This window comes from Paenibacillus sp. J22R160 (genome assembly GCF_059692135.1).
Genome location: NZ_JCAUAU010000033.1, coordinates 24843 through 42564, shown reverse-complemented (window position 1 = coordinate 42564; position 17722 = coordinate 24843). Strand labels below are relative to the sequence as shown.

The 17722-nt window shown below is 46.7% G+C and carries 16 protein-coding genes, 1 rRNA gene and 1 other annotated feature; of the genes, 16 read left to right on the top strand and 1 reads right to left on the bottom strand.

Annotated features, from left to right (window positions below; all coding sequences use genetic code 11):
• From rrf to AC58UW_RS32100, 15 genes are all read left to right on the top strand, one after another.
• Nucleotides 1–81, top strand: a 5S ribosomal RNA gene (rrf, locus tag AC58UW_RS32170); the annotation flags it as partial.
• Between the two features lie 709 nt (nt 82–790).
• Nucleotides 791–1651 (top strand): PHP domain-containing protein, encoded by an 861-nt coding sequence (locus AC58UW_RS32165; protein WP_497424582.1) that lies wholly within the window; start codon nt 791–793, stop codon nt 1649–1651.
• Nucleotides 1652–1690: 39 nt separating this feature from the next.
• A complete protein-coding gene (locus tag AC58UW_RS32160) occupies nt 1691–2323 on the top strand; it encodes a DapH/DapD/GlmU-related protein (protein WP_497424581.1) in 633 nt (210 codons plus the stop codon).
• 21 nt (nt 2324–2344) lie between these two features.
• The gene (locus tag AC58UW_RS32155; RefSeq protein WP_497424580.1) at nt 2345–3046 is read left to right on the top strand and encodes a GntR family transcriptional regulator; all 702 of its coding nucleotides are present in this window, start codon (nt 2345–2347) and stop codon (nt 3044–3046) included.
• A gap of 154 nt (nt 3047–3200) precedes the next feature.
• Nucleotides 3201–3626 carry a phosphonate C-P lyase system protein PhnG gene (gene phnG, locus AC58UW_RS32150; RefSeq protein WP_497424579.1) on the top strand — a complete coding sequence of 142 codons (426 nt, stop codon included), beginning with the start codon at nt 3201–3203 and terminating at the stop codon, nt 3624–3626.
• Between the two features lie 14 nt (nt 3627–3640).
• Nucleotides 3641–4234: a phosphonate C-P lyase system protein PhnH gene (gene phnH / locus AC58UW_RS32145; RefSeq protein ID WP_497424578.1), complete on the top strand. Its 594-nt coding sequence runs from the start codon at nt 3641–3643 to the stop codon at nt 4232–4234.
• A 3-nt stretch (nt 4235–4237) separates the two neighbouring features.
• Nucleotides 4238–5368 (top strand): carbon-phosphorus lyase complex subunit PhnI, encoded by a 1131-nt coding sequence (locus AC58UW_RS32140; protein WP_497424577.1) that lies wholly within the window; start codon nt 4238–4240, stop codon nt 5366–5368.
• 5 nt (nt 5369–5373) lie between these two features.
• Nucleotides 5374–6207, top strand: coding sequence for an alpha-D-ribose 1-methylphosphonate 5-phosphate C-P-lyase PhnJ (locus AC58UW_RS32135; protein ID WP_497424576.1), 834 nt, complete (start codon nt 5374–5376; stop codon nt 6205–6207).
• 30 nt (nt 6208–6237) lie between these two features.
• The gene (locus AC58UW_RS32130) at nt 6238–7083 is read left to right on the top strand and encodes an ATP-binding cassette domain-containing protein (RefSeq protein WP_497424575.1); all 846 of its coding nucleotides are present in this window, start codon (nt 6238–6240) and stop codon (nt 7081–7083) included.
• 26 nt (nt 7084–7109) lie between these two features.
• Complete coding sequence (gene phnM / locus AC58UW_RS32125; RefSeq protein WP_497424583.1) at nt 7110–8291, top strand: phosphonate metabolism protein PhnM; 1182 nt, start codon at nt 7110–7112, stop codon at nt 8289–8291.
• 14 nt (nt 8292–8305) lie between these two features.
• Nucleotides 8306–9034 (top strand): phosphonate C-P lyase system protein PhnL, encoded by a 729-nt coding sequence (locus AC58UW_RS32120; protein WP_497424574.1) that lies wholly within the window; start codon nt 8306–8308, stop codon nt 9032–9034.
• Nucleotides 9035–9107: 73 nt separating this feature from the next.
• Nucleotides 9108–10172 (top strand): PhnD/SsuA/transferrin family substrate-binding protein, encoded by a 1065-nt coding sequence (locus AC58UW_RS32115; RefSeq protein ID WP_497424573.1) that lies wholly within the window; start codon nt 9108–9110, stop codon nt 10170–10172.
• Nucleotides 10173–10210: 38 nt separating this feature from the next.
• Nucleotides 10211–10999 (top strand): phosphonate ABC transporter ATP-binding protein, encoded by a 789-nt coding sequence (gene phnC, locus AC58UW_RS32110; protein WP_497424572.1) that lies wholly within the window; start codon nt 10211–10213, stop codon nt 10997–10999.
• On the top strand, nt 10989–11774 hold the full coding sequence (locus AC58UW_RS32105) for a PhnE/PtxC family ABC transporter permease (RefSeq protein WP_497424571.1): 786 nt from the start codon (nt 10989–10991) through the stop codon (nt 11772–11774). The genes phnC and AC58UW_RS32105 overlap by 11 nt, the downstream gene beginning before the upstream one ends.
• A gap of 1 nt (nt 11775) precedes the next feature.
• Nucleotides 11776–12642 (top strand): PhnE/PtxC family ABC transporter permease, encoded by an 867-nt coding sequence (locus AC58UW_RS32100; protein ID WP_497424570.1) that lies wholly within the window; start codon nt 11776–11778, stop codon nt 12640–12642.
• A gap of 369 nt (nt 12643–13011) precedes the next feature.
• Here AC58UW_RS32100 and AC58UW_RS32095 read toward each other — a convergent pair whose 3' ends face one another.
• A complete protein-coding gene (locus tag AC58UW_RS32095) occupies nt 13012–13998 on the bottom strand; it encodes a GNAT family N-acetyltransferase (protein ID WP_497424569.1) in 987 nt (328 codons plus the stop codon).
• 176 nt (nt 13999–14174) lie between these two features.
• Nucleotides 14175–14428 (top strand) — a binding site (T-box leader).
• 49 nt (nt 14429–14477) lie between these two features.
• Here AC58UW_RS32095 and ileS point away from each other — a divergent pair.
• Nucleotides 14478–17561: an isoleucine--tRNA ligase gene (ileS, locus tag AC58UW_RS32090; protein WP_497424568.1), complete on the top strand. Its 3084-nt coding sequence runs from the start codon at nt 14478–14480 to the stop codon at nt 17559–17561.
• Nucleotides 17562–17722: the final 161 nt, after the last annotated feature.

Sequence of the window (17722 nt, the reverse complement as noted above, 5' to 3'; positions counted from 1 at the left end):
ATCTCGAACACGACCGTTAAGCCCTCCAGCGTCGATGGTACTTGAACCGCAGGGTTCTGGGAGAGTAGAACGTTGCCAAGCACAGATGAGAAACCTTACAAGGAGAAATCCATGTAAGGTTTTTTTGTTTATTTTCGGCGCTATCATAGGCACTCACTAAGCTTAACTGTAAAATGTACAGTAAATTTACCACACTATTCCCATTTTGACCGATTACCTGCATTTCCTACAGTTAAATTAAGCGAAAACACAGGAATCGTCGGCTTTCCTTGAAATTAGCTGCACTTTTTACATCTAAACTACTTAAGCAGACGATTGGGAGCATAATTACCTGCACTTATTGCAGTTAACTATGGGAAAGAGCCCTGCCAAAAAGTGCCGCCTACTCTGCTATATCTAGCAACAGCCGGATAAGCGCTGCCTTTACGCTCAAGCTCCCGTAGTAAACGGTAAGGCAGCAGTCCATCGCACCTACAGCCCCCGGTCCCCGGCCCCCACAAGGAACGGCCCCTGACGTTAAACAGGGGTATTTTTATAAATACTCGAGAAACCTCAGAGATTTTTTACTTTTATCCCAAATTCTTTCTCCTAATTGATCAAATTAAGGATCTAGCCTCCAGCTAGGTCCTTTTTTAATACTTCCTTACAATTTCTTAACCTGGGGATTACATAGCATTGACCCTATGAACTTGGCATCAAGTTAGAATTGATTTATAGAACAAAATAAAAACAAGAAAACACACGTAATTAACAACGATTTCCACATCGCTTTTTCAAGGAGGATAATTCTATGAAAGTAGAACTGCATTGCCATACAAGACTTTCGGATGGTTCTTTCACATTTGATGAAATAGTAGATCTGGCCGTTCAAGAAGGTATCGGTCATTTGGCTATCACGAATCATGATACAACCCGTGAACTTCAGCAAATGGTCCATACCGGGCAGGAGAGAGGCGTAGAAATCATTCCTGGCATAGAAATCTCAGGCTATGATTTTACAAGACAGAGAAGGGTTCATATTCTCGGTTACTTCATTGAGCAAGGAAATACTGCGATTGAGGCGTTATGCAGCCCGCTGCTAGAGAGGCGCCACCAAGGTTGCCTTATTGCGATAGATAGACTGATAGAGGCTGGATATACGATAACTTTGGATGATGTGATGAAGCATGCGGAAGGCGGAACTGGTATCTATAAGCAGCATATTATGCATGCCTTGATAGAGCAGGGTTATACAACAACGATATATGGCGATTTATATAAAAAGCTGTTTTCACGCGGTCAAAGCGGAGAGCAGCCGGGTATTGCCTACATCCCGACAGAATATGTAGATGCGTGCGAGGCCGTTAGGGTTATTTTACAGGCAGGCGGAGTACCCGTGTTGGCACATCCGGGGCAATACAGAAGCTTCGAATTGGTTCCAGATCTGGTGGAAGCAGGTCTCCAAGGCATCGAGGTGTGGCATCCGCTGCACAATCAAGAGGATGAGCGTAGAGCTCATGAGTTCGCTCAGGAGTTCAACCTGGTGATGACCGGCGGCTCTGATTTTCATGGATTTTATGGCGAAAAAGAAGTGCAATTGGGAAGTAAATCCCCTGGCATGCATGTAGTAAATGAACTGCGTGAACGAAAAGAAGCACTGTCGGGCCAATAGTCGTCCAACCAACAAACAATCCGAAGGAGATGATTTGATATGAAGCCCATCCATCAAACCCATGCTAACCTCCCATTATCGTCCGAGCCAAGAATTCATGCAAGCAGTCATATTACGAACAGTTTTGCCGGAGAGTGGACCTCCATCGGACCAACGAATCATATTATCGAATCCCGCATCGGTGACTATACCTACACCATGGACGATGTGACGATCAATTATACCGAGGTAGGTAAATTTACGTCCATTGCCTCGCACGTTTGTATCAATCCCGTGGATCACCCCATGGATCGGGTGACGCAGCATCACATGACTTACCGGGGAGCCTCTTACGAACTCAGTGAGACGAATGACGAGGAGATTTTTAACTGGCGCAGAGGCAATCGTGTCACGATCGGACATGATGTTTGGATCGGACATGGAGCAACGGTTATGAAAGGCGTTCATATCGGTACAGGCGCTGTTGTCGGTTCAGGGGCTATCGTTACCAAGGATGTAGCACCGTATACGGTCGTAGTTGGCGTGCCTGCGAGACCGATCAAGCAAAGATTTCCTCAGGAAATCATTGATGCATTGTTTCACATTGCTTGGTGGGATTGGCCGCGTGAGCTCATAGAGGAAAGATTCCTTGAATTGAACGATGTCACGAGTTTCATCAAGAAATACGCGTAACGGCAGAGGGAGGCGGCAAGCATGTTTGAAGAAATGGATATTATGGACCATCTCATCCAGATGATTCAATCAGGGAAGTATGAGCCTGACGATAAATTGCCATCCGAGAATGAGATCGCAGACTGGTTCAAGGTTCCTCGTATCACAGCTCGTAAAGCTTATGAGCGGCTTCAGGAGCTCGGTTACATTTACTCCAAACAGGGAAAAGGAAGCTTCGTGCAGGACAGAAACCTGCGAATCCCCCTGGTGCTTTCCGCCAACAAAAGCTTCAGCCAGAAAATGATCGAGCTCGGGTATCCATATGAGTCGAAAAATATTTTTTGCGAGCCGATTGAATTCAATCACAAAATATACGAAATGCTTGGCGTAGAGGAAGCTGATCGTGTTTTTAAAATAGGCCGTCTTCGCATCATCGATGGTAGGCCAATCGCGCTGCATATCTCCTATGTTGCTGAATCTGTATTTCCTGAAATAGAAAACACGGGCAAAGATATTACTTCGATGTTTACTTATTACAAAAATCATGGTTACAAAAAATTTCAATCTACGGAGTCAACACTTCGATTAACGCATCCTTCCAAATATGAAAGGGAGCTTCTAGCTTGTTCCAGCTTGATTCCATTGCTGGTTCTAGAATGCGAGTGCAAGGACAGCGAATCAGGCCGAACTTTGGAATACAGCAAAACAATGTATCGTGGAGATTTATTCACCTATGTCATTTAGAAATGTTTTTACACAAACTTAACAGCTGCCAACATGGCAACAAGATATTGTGGGTGATGTGAGGTAGGTTTGCATATTGTGGGTGATTTGAGGTTGATCTGCATATTGTGGATCTTGTGAAGTTGGTTTGCATAAGGAGGAAGGAGGCTTAAACATGAATCGGAAGCAAAGAACGGAAATGCTGATTAACGGTTCACCCCAGCTCGCTGCTGCTTTGGCTAATGAGATTGAAAGCCGTTATCCTGTTGCTTTAATCGAAGAGCCGAACCATGGACTTGTTATGGTGAAGGTGAGGGAGACTGCACAAAAGAGCTTGTTTTACTTAGGCGAGGTGTTGGTAACCGAATGTAAGGTACGGGTCGAAGGCGCAGTTGGGATCGGAATGTTGAAAGGCGACGAACCGAAGAAAGCCTATGAACTGGCTGTCATCGATGCAGCGTATGGAGCCGGCTTGAAGGAGACAGAAGCTTGGACAGCTCTGCTACAGTCGGAAGGTGAACAATTAGCGGCAAGACGAGAAGCGCAGCACAAGAGTGTTTTGAGAACGAAAGTTGATTTTGAAACGATGGATATAGATTGAAAGGAGTTTAACCGATGATGCTGGATATGGTGCACGACATCCAAACCGCGTATAGAAAGCTAATTGACTCGATGTCAAAGCCGGGGACAATTTCTGACCTTTCGGAAGAAGCAGGGAAGCTGGAACAGTTAGAAGGCTACTTACCTGCGACGTATATAGCGGCTCGCATGCTGCTTGATACGGAAGTCACTTTCAAAGTGGTGTCTAAGCGGGAAAAGGAGATGGCACTTGCGCTTAGTCAATCTACTTATGCTAAAGAGGTTGATATTAAGGAAGCAGACTTCATCTTCATCCTAAATGACGCAGAGCCTTCGGATTTACTTGGTGCGTTGGAAACGGCCAAGATCGGAGAGCTCCAGGACCCGCACAACTCAGCGACTATTATTATCGAAACGAAAGGCTTGTCTGGCGGAACAAAGCTGCTTTTGAGCGGCCCCGGTATTCAGACGACTGTTAAAGCTGATATACAGGCAAATAACGAGTGGGTCGCCATTCGAGCTGAACGAAATGCCGAGTTTCCACTTGGGGTGGATCTGATTTTTACGGATTCCTCCCACCGTATGCTGGCATTGCCTAGGACAACTCAGGTCATGAAGGAGGAAGTCTAAACGATGGGTTATGTAGCGGTAAAAGGCGGAACACGCGCAATTGAACAATCTTTGCAACGAATCCAGTATGAACGGTTGCGGCAAGGCAAGGTGCTGGATGTACCTGCGATTGAAGCCGGAATGAGAGGGCTCGTCGATCAGATCATGTCAGAAAGCAGCATGTACAGCGAACAGCTTGCGGCACTGGCGATTAAGCAAGCGGAAGGTAACCCGGAGGAAGCGGTTTTCCTGCTCCGTGCTTATCGTTCCACACTGCCCCGGAAGCATTATTCTAGAACGGTGGACTCCGAGGAGATGCGGGTGGAAAGAAGAATTTCCGCTTCGTTCAAGGATATTCCCGGCGGACAAGTTCTAGGTGCTTCCATGGATTACTCCCATAGGCTTTTGGATTTCGATCTGGTCGATGAGACAGAAGAAACCGTAGCCCAATGGATGGAAGAATATCGTAAAGCGGAAGAAATGACGGCTCAAGAGATGACCGATACAAGCGACGGCCGATTTCCTAAAGTGTTGGATTACTTGAGAAAAGAAGGGCTTATTGCCGAGTGTCCCATCGATCCAACCGAACCGGATGATGTTACCCGGACAAGTCTTACGTTTCCAGCAACACGGAGTGAGAAGCTGCAAATTTTGACAAGAGGACAAACAGGAGCTGTCACTTCACTGGCCTATGCGGTCATCCGTGGTTATGGCATGGTTCATCCTACGGTTGGTGAGCTGCGCGTCGGTGAGCTTCCTGTGTATATCGATAGCCCGCTCACGAAATCCGGTGAAGAGGATGATTCCTATTTTATCGGTGACATCAAGGTAACTGAAGTAGAAATGCTTGTGCCAGTGACGGTCGAGAAGGAGAATGGCCGGAAAGAACTGCAGCTTGAATTCGGATACGGTCTTTGTTACGGACAAAATGAAACGAAAGCCATTGCCATGAGCATTCTGGACAAAAGCCTTGAAAAAGGCGATAAGTCAATTCCAACGCAAAACGAGGAGTTTGTCCTTTTCCATATCGATTCGGTAGAATCAACAGGTTTCATTTCTCATTTGAAAATGCCGCACTATGTTACGTTCCAAGCGAAGCTTAACGATGTTCGTAAGACGAGAAAAACCCCATTGGGCAAAGGCCAGGAGGTGTAAGGCAGATGCGAATCCAATATAACTTTGCATTTTTGGATGAAGGGTCCAAGAGAGAGATCCGTCGAGCTACGCTCAAAGCGATAGCGATTCCGGGTTATCAGGTCCCATTCGCTTCCCGAGAACTGCCAATCGGACGTGGTTGGGGAACTGGGGGCTTACAGCTAACGTTGTCCTTAATCGGGAAAAAAGACGTGCTGAAAGTGATCGACCAAGGTTCGGATGAGTCGGTAAATGCCGTTAGCATTAAGAAGCTGATCGACAAAACAACGGGTATTCCTACGGTAGATGCAACTAAGGATGCTACGTTAATCCAATCCAGGCACCGCATTCCGGAAGTTCCGCTGGATGCAGGGCAAATCCTCGTCTTGCAGGTTCCGATGCCGGAGCCGCTGCGGATGTATGAATCCAGTGAACTGGAGACCAAACGTCTGCATGGGGAAAAAGATTACAGCGGGGCATGGTTGATGTTATTCGAGCAAATCATGAAGTACGGCAGTGTATCCACGGGTGCGGATCATCCGGTTATGGTGCATGACCGCTATGTCATGGCGCCAAGTCCGATTCCGAAGTTTGATAATCCAAAGATGAACTACTCCGAAGCCCTAATTTTGCTAGGTGCAGGTCGCGAGAAAAAAATCTATGCCGTTCCCCCCTATACGCAAGTGGTTTCCTTGGCGTTTGACGATGTTCCTTTTGAACCGGAGTCATTCCCAGGTCAGTGCTGCCGACTATGCGGAGCGCAGGATGTATTCATGGATGAACTTTATGACGCCGAGACAGATGAAACATTTTACCAATGTAATGATACAAGTTATTGCTTAGATCGAATGAATCCATAATTGCTCTAAAGAGGAAGAGGTGACATGAGGATGGGAGAAATTGCAGCCCCTATTTTGAGTGTTAATCATTTAAATAAACAATTCGGCTCAGGCTGTGAAGCGTGCAGCAACCCGGAGCACAGGCAGTTGGAGAGAAATTACTGCCGATCTTGCGGCACCGTCTATTCGTGCCAGGACATTACTTTCGATCTGTATCCCGGCGAGGTTCTTGGTATTGTAGGCGAGAGCGGCAGCGGCAAATCGACATTGATGAGATGTCTCTACTTCGATCAGGAAGTGTCCGGAGGAGAGGCTTACCTTCAGCCTTATAAAGAAGGCGGGAGCAACCTTTTTCAGGAATCATCCCAACAGAAGAAGCACATCCGCAATCATCTAATGGGCAAGGTGTATCAAAATCCCGTTCTAGGCCTGAGGATGAACTTTTCTTCGATCGGTAATATTGCAGAAAAGATGATCGCTGCTGGAAACCGTTCTGTCAGCGCCATGGAATCCCGTGGAAGCGAGCTGCTGGAGCAGGTTCATATTCCGGTATATCGGATGAAAGAAGCACCCAAGAATTTCTCTGGAGGTATGCAGCAGCGCGTTCAAATTGCCAAAGCGCTGTCTAATAATCCACCGATTTTATTGCTGGACGAAGTGACAACCGGGCTTGATTTATCCGTACAAGCCAATGTCTTGGATTTAATTAAGCACCTGCAAAGAGAGCTGAAGATCAGCATGCTATTAGTATCACATGATCTTGGAGTGATCCGAATGCTGGCAGACCGGACGATGGTGATGCTAGACGGCCGTGTCGTTGAGCAAGGCTTGACGGACCAAATCCTTGAAGATCCACAGCATGCGTATACACAACAGTTGGTTCATTCCCTGTTATAACGAATCCCCGAGAGGAGGTCTTTATGTTGTATCTACTAACGAACGGCATCATTATCACGGAAGAAGCGCTTTTGGAGGGTTATGATCTATTGGTCCAAGATGGGCGAATCGCCAGAATTGCCCCCAGAGGTGAGATTGCGGCAGTGGATGGCATGGAAGTCATCGATGCAGCTGGAGGTTACGTGACTCCGGGGATGATCGACATCCACTCTGATTATATTGAGCATATGACGGCACCTAGGCCGACTTCACTTATCGATTTTAAAATTGGTTTGCGCGAAACAGAAAAAGAGCTTATTTCACACGGCATTACGACGATGTATCACTCTTTGTCCATTTTTAAATCAGTTGATTACAAGTACCGTCCAATCCGGGAGCCTGAAAATGTACGGAAGCTCATCGATTTGATCGATAGCACGCACAACAGCAAGCATTTGATTCGCCATCGTTTTCATGCGAGATTCGAGATCGATAATCTGGATCAAATCGATAACTTGAAGAGCTACATTGCAGAAGAGAAGGTCCACTTGGTTTCTTTTATGGATCATACGCCTGGACAAGGACAATATAGAGATCTGGAAGTGTATAAAAAGACAGTTCTTGGCTACGATACATTGTCAGATGAGAGCATCGCTGTGTTGATTGCCAACCACCAGACCAAAGAGAAAATGACGGTAGACGCGATTCGGGAAATCGCCGAAATGGCTAGAGCGCACAACATCGCCATCGCCTCGCATGATGATGATTCGGTAGAGAAGCTGGATTTGGTGAAAAGCTTTGGCACCGCCATTAGCGAATTTCCAATCACGCTAGACATCGCCCGCAAAGCCAAAGAGAAAGGCTTGCATACCGTAGCCGGTGCTCCCAATGTCATTCTGGGGGGCTCGCATAGCGGCAACTTGTCTGCAGCTGAAGCTATTGAAGATGGCTGCATCGATATTTTGTGCAGCGATTATTATCCGGCAGCCATGCTTCACGCTGTATTCCAACTCGCGGGACCGAACCAGCAAAATCTGGTTGAAATGTTCAAGCTAGTTACGCTTCATCCGGCACAAGCCGTTAACATTGACGCGGAACATGGCTCCATCCGGGAAGGAAAGAAGGCAGACCTGCTGATCATTGAGCGATTGGAGCCAGATGATTTTCCAGTTGTGACCACCGTCTTTGTTGACGGAAAATTGATTCAGAAAACGAACTACAGGATCTAACAGGAGGTGATGGCATGGAAAATTTGCTGTCGATAGAACGGTTGTCCAAGTCTTTTACCTTGCATAATTTAAACAAACAAATCTCTGCAATTGAAGATGTTAGCTTGTTTCTGAAAGAAGGCGAATTCGTAGGGATTACCGGGAAGAGCGGAAGTGGAAAATCCACCGTTCTGAAATGCATTTACCGTACCTACCTGCCTCACGATGGACATATTTGGTACAACTCGGAGAGGTTCGGCCGCATTGATCTGGCAGCCGTTCCTGAACGGACCATCATCGAGCTGCGCAAACACGAAATTGGGTATGTATCACAATTTCTTAGCGTCATGCCTCGCACCACAGCTCGAGAACTGGTCCATAATGCTATTGTGGAAATGGGCGATGATGCGCAGTATGCGGAGGCAGAGACGATCAAGATGCTGGAGCATTTCGAGCTCGATCGCAGCTTGTGGGACAGCTATCCTGCTACTTTTTCGGGAGGCGAGAAGCTGCGGTTAAATATCGCAAGAGCGATGGTTAAGCGTCCGAGATTGCTGCTGCTGGATGAGCCGACGGCAAGTCTAGATCACGGTTCAAAACTGAAAGTGAAACAATTGATCGAGCAGTTGATGAAACAAGGAACTACGATGCTTGGCATTTTTCATGACCTGGAATTCATGGATAATCTGTGCGACCGGGAGTATCAAATCAGAGATGGCAAATTTCACACAGCTGAAAAGAAGGACAAATTTACAATCTCTTAAATTAGACAGAATATTCAGAAAACAATTGGGCTGTATGCTAGAAAAAATAGGAATAATAGGAGGATTTTTTCAAATGAAAAAAATATTAACACTCATCATTTCTTTATCTCTAGTAGCAGTGGCAGCAGGTTGCGGTACAAAAGCAGCAGGCGACACGAAAGGTGCAGCAGCTCCAGTTAAGACCAAAGACACCATCACAATTGCTTGGTATCCGAATGAATCCGGTGCCGAGTTGAAAGATGCCCGTGAAGAATTAGGAAAAGCTATCGCCGCTGCAACTGGTAAAAAAGTTGAACACAAAACAACAACGGATTACATTATCGCGATTGAAGCTATTGCTAGCGGTGGTGCGGATCTGGCTTATATGGGACCACAAGGTTATGTTGAAGCAAATGCAAAGAATAACAAGGTACAGCCTTTGGTAGTTTCGAGTGGTGAGTCAGGTACACTGGAAGACGCTGTTTACTATAGTTGGTTAGGCGTACGTAAAGGCGAAGAAGCTGCTTATAAAAACGGTAACGCTTTTGCTATCGATAAAATTGCAGGCAAAAAGTTCTCATTCGTATCCAACTCTTCTACATCCGGATTTAAAGTACCATCGGCCAATATCGTGAACTATTTCAGCAAACAAGACCAGTTTAAAAAGTTAACCGTAGATGATCTGCTTCAAGGTGGCAAGGACAAGTTCTTCAGTGAAGTTCTTTTCGGAGGCACTCACCAAGGAGCGGCTGTCAATTTATTGACAGGTAAAGCTGACGTAGCTGCATTCTGTGATACTTGTGTGGCAAACTATGTTGAAGTAAGCTCAGGCACTGCTAACACGCCAGGAGCGGTATATAAAGTGAAACAAGGTGCAGCTGAACCGTTTAACACACAGGTTGGTAAAGAGTTTAGTCTCATTTCCGTTACGCCTGTATTGAACTCCCCAATTGCGATTAACACAGGTACAATCAGCGCAGAAGATACGAAAAAATTGAAGGATGCTTTAACATCTGATGCCGTAACGAAAAACCCGAAGATCTTCTTGCCTAAAGACTCAAAAGATGCCGGCGTGTTCAAACAAAAGTCAGGCAAAGAGAAATTCTTGCCTGTAGATGATGCCTTTTTCGGTCCAGTCAGAATGCTGTCCAGCAATTAATGTCATCACGAATCAACTAATGGATTAAGGGAGCAACCATGACAACGTTATTGGAATTCAAGCAGGTCTCTAAACAGTACGGTGCGGATACAAGAGCGTTATCAGATGTTAATTTCACTGTAAAAGAAGGGGAGTTCCTGTCGATCATAGGACCTTCCGGAGCAGGCAAATCAACTCTCCTTCGCTGTATTAATCGGATGATCGACGCAAGCAGCGGAGAAATCATATTTGATGGCGCGAACATTATGGACTTTAAGAAGAACGAATTGAAACGGCTGAGAACACAAATGGGTATGGTGTTTCAGCATTACAATTTGGTGAACAGGTTGACGGTAGTCGAGAATGTCCTACATGGACGTCTTGGCTACAAGTCAACATTAGAAGGAGTTCTAGGGCTTTATACCAAAGAGGAGAAAAAGCAGGCTTTTGACATTCTGAGCATTCTTGGGTTAGAAGATCAGGTGTACAAGCGTTGTGACCAGCTAAGCGGTGGACAAAAGCAAAGAGTTGGCATTGCGCGCGCTCTTGTGCAGAATCCGAAGATGCTGCTGTGCGACGAGCCGATTGCTTCCTTGGACCCGAACGCCTCTAAAGTAATTATGGATTATTTACGCACGATCTCTACCAATATGGGCATCACGGTCATCGTTAACCTGCATCAGGTGGATGCAGCGCTTAAATATTCGGACCGGATTCTTGGGGTAAACAAGGGAGCCATCGTCTACGATGGTTCACCAAAAGAGATCAAGCGCGATCAGCTTTCCCTGATTTACGGCTCAGAGCTCGAAGAGCATGCAGAGGAGCTGGAGGGCAAATATGCGGGATAATTTCTTTGCTAAAAAGCGCATGAACACACTGGTCTTCTGCGCTTTCATGTTGTTAGTAACGATAATCGCTATGATTGTTACGGACTATAACGTCATCAAAGGCTTCACTTCTATTCCGAAAGCAGCCGAATGGGCAGCCAGCAATTTCTATCCCAATGAAAAAGCGATGAAACGGCTTCCCGCGATTATCAGCAGCCTATCTGAGACCATTCTTGTGTCTATAGCTTCAACCGCCGTTGCAGCCGTATTTGCCATGATGTTCGCGATTGCGGGTTCACAAACGACGGGGGTTGGCGGAGTTCTCAGCTTTGTAAGTCGATCAATCGCCACGCTATTTCGTAATATTGATGTGGCAGCATGGTCTATGATTTTGTTAATTTCTTTCGGGCAAAATGTACTTACCGGCTATTTCGCCCTCTTTTTCGGTTCATTCGGATTTTTGACAAGAGCGTTTATGGAGTCCATCGACGAAGTAAGCAATAGCTCTGTCGAGGCCTTAAGGTCAACAGGCGCAGGTTATTTTCCGATCGTTTTTCAATCTGTAATCCCTGCCAGTATTCCTCAATTACTCAGCTGGGTTCTATTCATGGTAGAAACCAACATTCGTCAGGCAACATTAATCGGCATCTTGACGGGTACCGGCATTGGTTTTCTTTTCAGCCTGTACTACAAAGGGCTTAATTACAGTTCTGCCTCCTTGGTTGTTATCGTCATCATCCTTGCGATTTTTGTCATCGAATCGGTTTCCACTTATGTTAGGAGGGTGATTTTGTAAAATGGGACTTCAGGAATCGTTGAAAGCTGTCTCTAGCAAAGACACCAACTGGGATCACACCAAGAGTGCGTACCCCAAGAAACCCTTTAACAAGCAATCCTTTGTGATCCGTCTGACACTGGCTGCGTTGGCTTTATTGACGCTGTTTGCATTTGCTACTTTTGACTATAAGGACATTAACCTTGTAGAAGCCGTCTTCTCGACAGCCCTTACGGTTAAAACCATGTTTTTTCAGCCGATGTTTCAACATATCACCTTCTTCGAGGCCATTAAACAGTTGACCATTACACTAGGTCTTGCGTTCTTGACGACGTTGTTCGGCTCAATTATCGCCCTGTTCCTGGGCTTATTGGCAGCCCGCAACCTATCTAATCCTAAACTTTCTATCGTTATTAAAGCCGGAGTTGCTTTTATTCGGGCAGTTCCAACCGTATTATGGGTTTTAATTTTTGCTGTTGCAGCGGGACTTGGAAGCGTCGCGGCCGTCATCGGAATGACTTTCCATTCCATTAGCTATCTCGTCAAAGCGTACTCGGAATCCTTCGAGGAACTGGACAAAGGGGTCATTGAAGCCTTGAAGGCGAGTGGCGCCAACTGGTGGCAAATCGTGTTTCAGGCTGTGCTGCCATCGTCGGTCTCCTACTTGATCTCATGGACGTTCATGCGATTCGAGATCAACTTCGCTGTCGCATTGGCTATGGGGGCAGCAGCTGGAGCAGGGGGCATCGGGTTCGATATGTTCATGGCCAGTTCCTTTTATTATGATGTGAAGGAAATCGGAGCTATTACATATCTCATCCTTGCGTTTGCTATCTTGCTTGAATTGCTTGCATCTAAAATTAAAAAGAAATTAAGGGTTCATGGGTAAACATGGACGTTTAATAAAAAGCGCATTCACTCCATAGGGTGAACGCGCTTTTTATTGTAGGGGTAGCATGGCGTTATATCAGATACTGTTACGATATCTAGTGGCCGGAAATAACAGGAAAATCTACCGTTAATCTGCAATGCGAAGGCTCGGGGAATGGAATAGCGGGAGAAGCTCCTGCTAAATCTTCGATTTGCGGATGGAAACTGCTAAATCTGGTCGGATTAGCTGGAGAAATTCCAGTTACTGGGCTGAAGGTGGAACAATTGCAGAATATAGCAGGAGAAATCGGCGTTAATCATAAGGAATGGATCCACACGAAATCCTGCAAGCTCTCCTCCAAACCTCAAGTTTCCTCGCACAGGGTCCTCACTTGAGTTCGCACACCATCTTATAACTCCCAGCTTCCGCACGGAAACCGATCAGATCACGGTTAATTCGCAGCATGGGTGCATTCATTGAATCGTTGTGTGTCCTTAAATAAGGGACACCGCATGCTTTGGCGGTTTGTATACCGAGCATCTTTAAGGCGAGTGCTATGCGGCGGCCACGGTATTCGGGAAGCACACCAGTATACTCATGATACATAGCCCGTGTTTGTTCGTTCTGTTGGAGCGTGACAACGCCAACGTAACGATCGCCATCCTTGGCGATATGAATCCACTCCGGACGCACACCGGGTTGCGTGAGGGTCCATTTTTTCCATTCATTAAACCATGGAAAGCTGCCGGAGTAGCCGGGAATATCCGGATGAGTGATTTTATACAGCTCATAAAGCTTGTTCTCACCAGCTTCCACAGGCTCTTCCGCTAATGTAATGAAGCGAATCCCCGTTTGCTCGGCTTTGTTTATCGCGTCATACAATGAACCGCCATCGAACGCTGCCAAGTCCAGCACGGATTCGAACGTGTGCCGCTCCTTGATGTAGCCACGGCGCTGCGCAAAAGCAAGCGATCTCTCATCCGTTTCCCTCATGTAGTCGATTAATCGTGTAGCCTTGACCTTAGCAGCCCATTGATGAAGCGCATCGAATAAGGCTCTTCCGATCCCAACCCCGCGATTCTCTGGGTGAACAACAAGCGTATGACTTAAGGCTCCGGGCTCCGTCCATGGTGCTCGCCAGCAAATCGCGTAACCGACCACTCGCCCGTGTTCATCTTCCGCCACCCATTTGGGACGGTCCCATCCCATCAGCTCACCATCGTCATTGTAATGCAGCTTGCCCGGAGGAATGCTATCCTCGTCTGATTGCAGTCGTTCAGCCGTTGTCGGCTCTGACCAGATCAGATTCAACAGCGGTGAGACCGCTGCATAATCATCAGGCTGCCGCATCGTGCGAATTGTAAACGTTGACACGATAATTACCTCCACCTCAAATTAAATTAACGGATACAGTCATTATCCCATCCGCGGAGGAAAACTTCTTGGTAAAGTCTGGATATAAATAAAGATTCGGCCGTGAGCCCTTTTTCCGTCATTCATTTGACAATTCATCTAAAAAGGTGTAGAAATGAGTTAACTGAATGTTCTGAGTAAATTCATTGACGAGATCGAGTAAGCTAATCCCTTGTTCCCCAGAGAGTTGGTCCTGTGCTGAAAGCCAACGTTCAAGACTTAGCCGAAAATCCTCTCCGAGAAGGAAAGCTGAAGCCACTGGAGTAAGCTGACCCGGGATCCTGCCGTTACATGGGGCGCGTATGATGGTACGTAGACGGAGGTACCGAGGGTCTAGTTATGGATCAATCGGAACAAGGGTGGTATAGCGAGATACAATCTCGTCCCTTAGGGGACGGGATTTTTTTGTATTTATTCTAATAAGGGAAAGGATGTCCTGTATGAGAAAAGTGGATGTCAAAGAAAAAGCAAGGACCCGCGAGCTGCGCATCCTGAATCAATGGCAACAAAACGGAACATTCCGCGCTTCTATCGATCATCGGAGTGACAAACCGAACTTTGTCTTCTATGAGGGGCCGCCTACAGCCAATGGAAAGCCGCATATCGGTCACGTGCTCGGACGTGTAATTAAGGATTTTATCGGCCGGTACAAAACAATGTCAGGTTACCGCGTTGTGCGAAAAGCCGGCTGGGATACACATGGTCTTCCCGTCGAGCTTGGCGTGGAGAAGCAGTTGGGTATTTCGGGGAAACAAGAAATTGAAAATTATGGAGTAGCCGAATTCGTTCAACAGTGCAAAGACAGCGTGTTCGAATATGAGAAACAATGGCGGGAACTGACAGAAGCAATCGCATACTGGACAGACATGGATAATCCCTATGTTACATTAACGAATGATTATATCGAGAGTGTTTGGCACATTTTATCCGAAATTCATAAAAAAGAACTCCTCTACAAAGGCCATCGGGTCAGCCCTTATTGTCCTGATTGCCAGACGACGCTTAGCTCGCATGAGGTGGCTCAAGGTTATGAAGATGTCAAAGATTTGAGCGCGACAGCGGAGTTTCGCAGCACGAAAGGGCAGGAAATATTCCTTGCCTGGACGACCACCCCATGGACACTTCCAGCGAACGTTGCGCTTGCGGTCAACAAGGATATTGACTACGTGAAAGCCAAACAGAACGGTAAAATCTATGTCATTGCCAAAAACCTTGCTGAAAAAGTATTAAAAGAGGACTATGAAATCCTGTCTACGCACAAAGGGGAGGAATTCGTAGGAACCTCCTATGAGCCGCCTTTTGGCTATATCTCTGTGAATCGCGGGCATATGGTTGTCGATGCGGATTACGTAAGTGATGCGAGTGGTACCGGTATCGTTCATATCGCGCCTGCACACGGGGAGGATGACTACCGCACATGCCGCCAGCATAACCTGGATTTCGTAAATGTCGTGAATCTTGCTGGACGGTATACCGATGAGGTAGTTGATTTTGCCGGGCGTTTTGTTAAAGATTGCGATGTGGATATTGTCAAAAGCTTGTCAGAACGCGGTCTTTTGTTTGCTAAGGAACGTTATGAGCACAGCTATCCATTTTGCTGGCGTTGTAAATCTCCGCTCCTCTACTATGCGATGGAAAGCTGGTTTATCAAAACCACGGCTGTGAAAGACCAGCTCCTTGCGAACAACAGCCAAGTGAACTGGTACCCTTCCCATATCCGGGAGGGCCGTTTCGGGAAATTCCTTGAGGAGCTTGTCGATTGGAATATCAGCCGAAACCGCTATTGGGGCACTCCGCTGAACCTCTGGCTATGTCAGGATTGCGGGGCAGAGTATGCGCCAGGCAGCAGGAAAGACCTGTATGAGAAATCCATCACACCCATCGATGACAGTCTGGACCTGCATAAACCCTATGTGGATGCTGTAAAACTGCGCTGCTCTTGCGGAGGAACCATGGTAAGGACGCCGGAAGTGATCGATGTGTGGTTCGATAGCGGCTCGATGCCGTTCGCCCAGTATCATCATCCATTCGGTGACGAGAAGCTGTTCGAAGATCAGTATCCGGCCGATATGATCTGCGAAGGCATTGACCAAACACGGGGCTGGTTTTTCAGCTTGATGGCCGTATCTACCTTGTATAACGGAAAATTGCCTTACAAAGCGGTTATTTCAACCGGTCATGTTTTGGATGAAAATGGTCTGAAGATGTCCAAGAGTAAAGGGAATGTTATCGACCCTTGGGAAATCATTGAGGAATTCGGTGCGGATGCCTTCCGCTGGGCTCTGCTTGCTGATAGTGCGCCGTGGAACAGTAAGCGGTTTTCGAAGCAGATTGTGACCGAAGCGAAGTCTAAAGTCGTAGATACGATCAATAATACGCACGCTTTTTACTCGTTGTATGCCATGATTGATCAATATAAGGCCGAAGACTATCCGAAGCAAGCTTCCAAGAACGAATTAGATCGATGGGTGCTTTCTAGATTGAACTCGACCCTTCAGAACGTCTTGAAGGGGCTGGAGGATTATGATTTCCTGAACCCAGCCAAGCATATGGAAGCCTTTGTTGATGAGCTAAGCAATTGGTACATTCGCCGTTCTCGCGACCGTTTCTGGGGCAGTCAAATGACGGAGGACAAAGTCTCTGCGTACCAAATACTGCGCGAAGTCCTGGTCACCTTAGCACAGATGGTAGCACCTTATATCCCGCTCATTGCGGAGGATATTTTCGGCAATCTTGGCGGTGAAGGAAGCGTTCATTTGGCCGATTACCCGAAAGTGAATGAAGCCGCAATCGATGCGACACTTGAAAATGATATGGCCACCGCACGGCAAATCGTTGAGCTCGCGCGCAACATTCGTAACGAGGTCGGAATCAAAACACGCCAGCCACTGTCTGAGATCATTGTTTCGCTGGACCGTGAGTTTAATTTGAGCCGGTTTGAAGACATCATCAAAGATGAAATTAACGTGAAACATATTCGCTTAGAGCAGAGCGAAAGCACCTTCGTCGACTATCAGTTGAAATTGAACTTGAAAGTTGCTGGCAAGAAGTATGGCAAATTCGTTGGTCCTGTACAAAATGCTTTGAAACAGCTTTCTGCGTCTGAAGCTAAACAGGTCGTTGACAGCGGCTATTTGGATGTCACCTTTGAGGGGGAAGCCATTCATCTTACGCTGGATGAGCTGCTTGTGGAAAAGCAGGGGAAAGCAGGATTTGCCTCCGCGGCGGGGTACCAAATCAACGTCGCGTTGAACACAGCCATAACGGAGGAGTTGGAACAGGAAGGTCTTGTTCGCGAGGTGATCCGCGGGATTCAAGATTATCGCAAGAAACTTGATTTGCCGATTGAGAAACGTGTAATCCTGACGCTGCACGTTGATGCTCCCTTGAAAGCGGCGATTGAGCGTTTTGATCATGTTCTGCGCGAGAATGTGCTTGTCTCGGAGATCAGATATGCTGCTCAGGCTGCGAATATGGAGGATGTTTCGTTCGGCGGTTATCAATGCTTGTTGCTCATTGAGTAATTGAGTTTGTGGGGGCCGCTACTTGGGTAGCGCCCCTTTTTTTGTTGGGAGAGGCTGGAATTCTTCCTGTAGCGGAACTATAGGTCGCTATTTTGTCAAAATCAGTGATTTTGATGAGTAAGCGGAACTACAGGCCGCTATTTGGACTGAAATGGCTATAT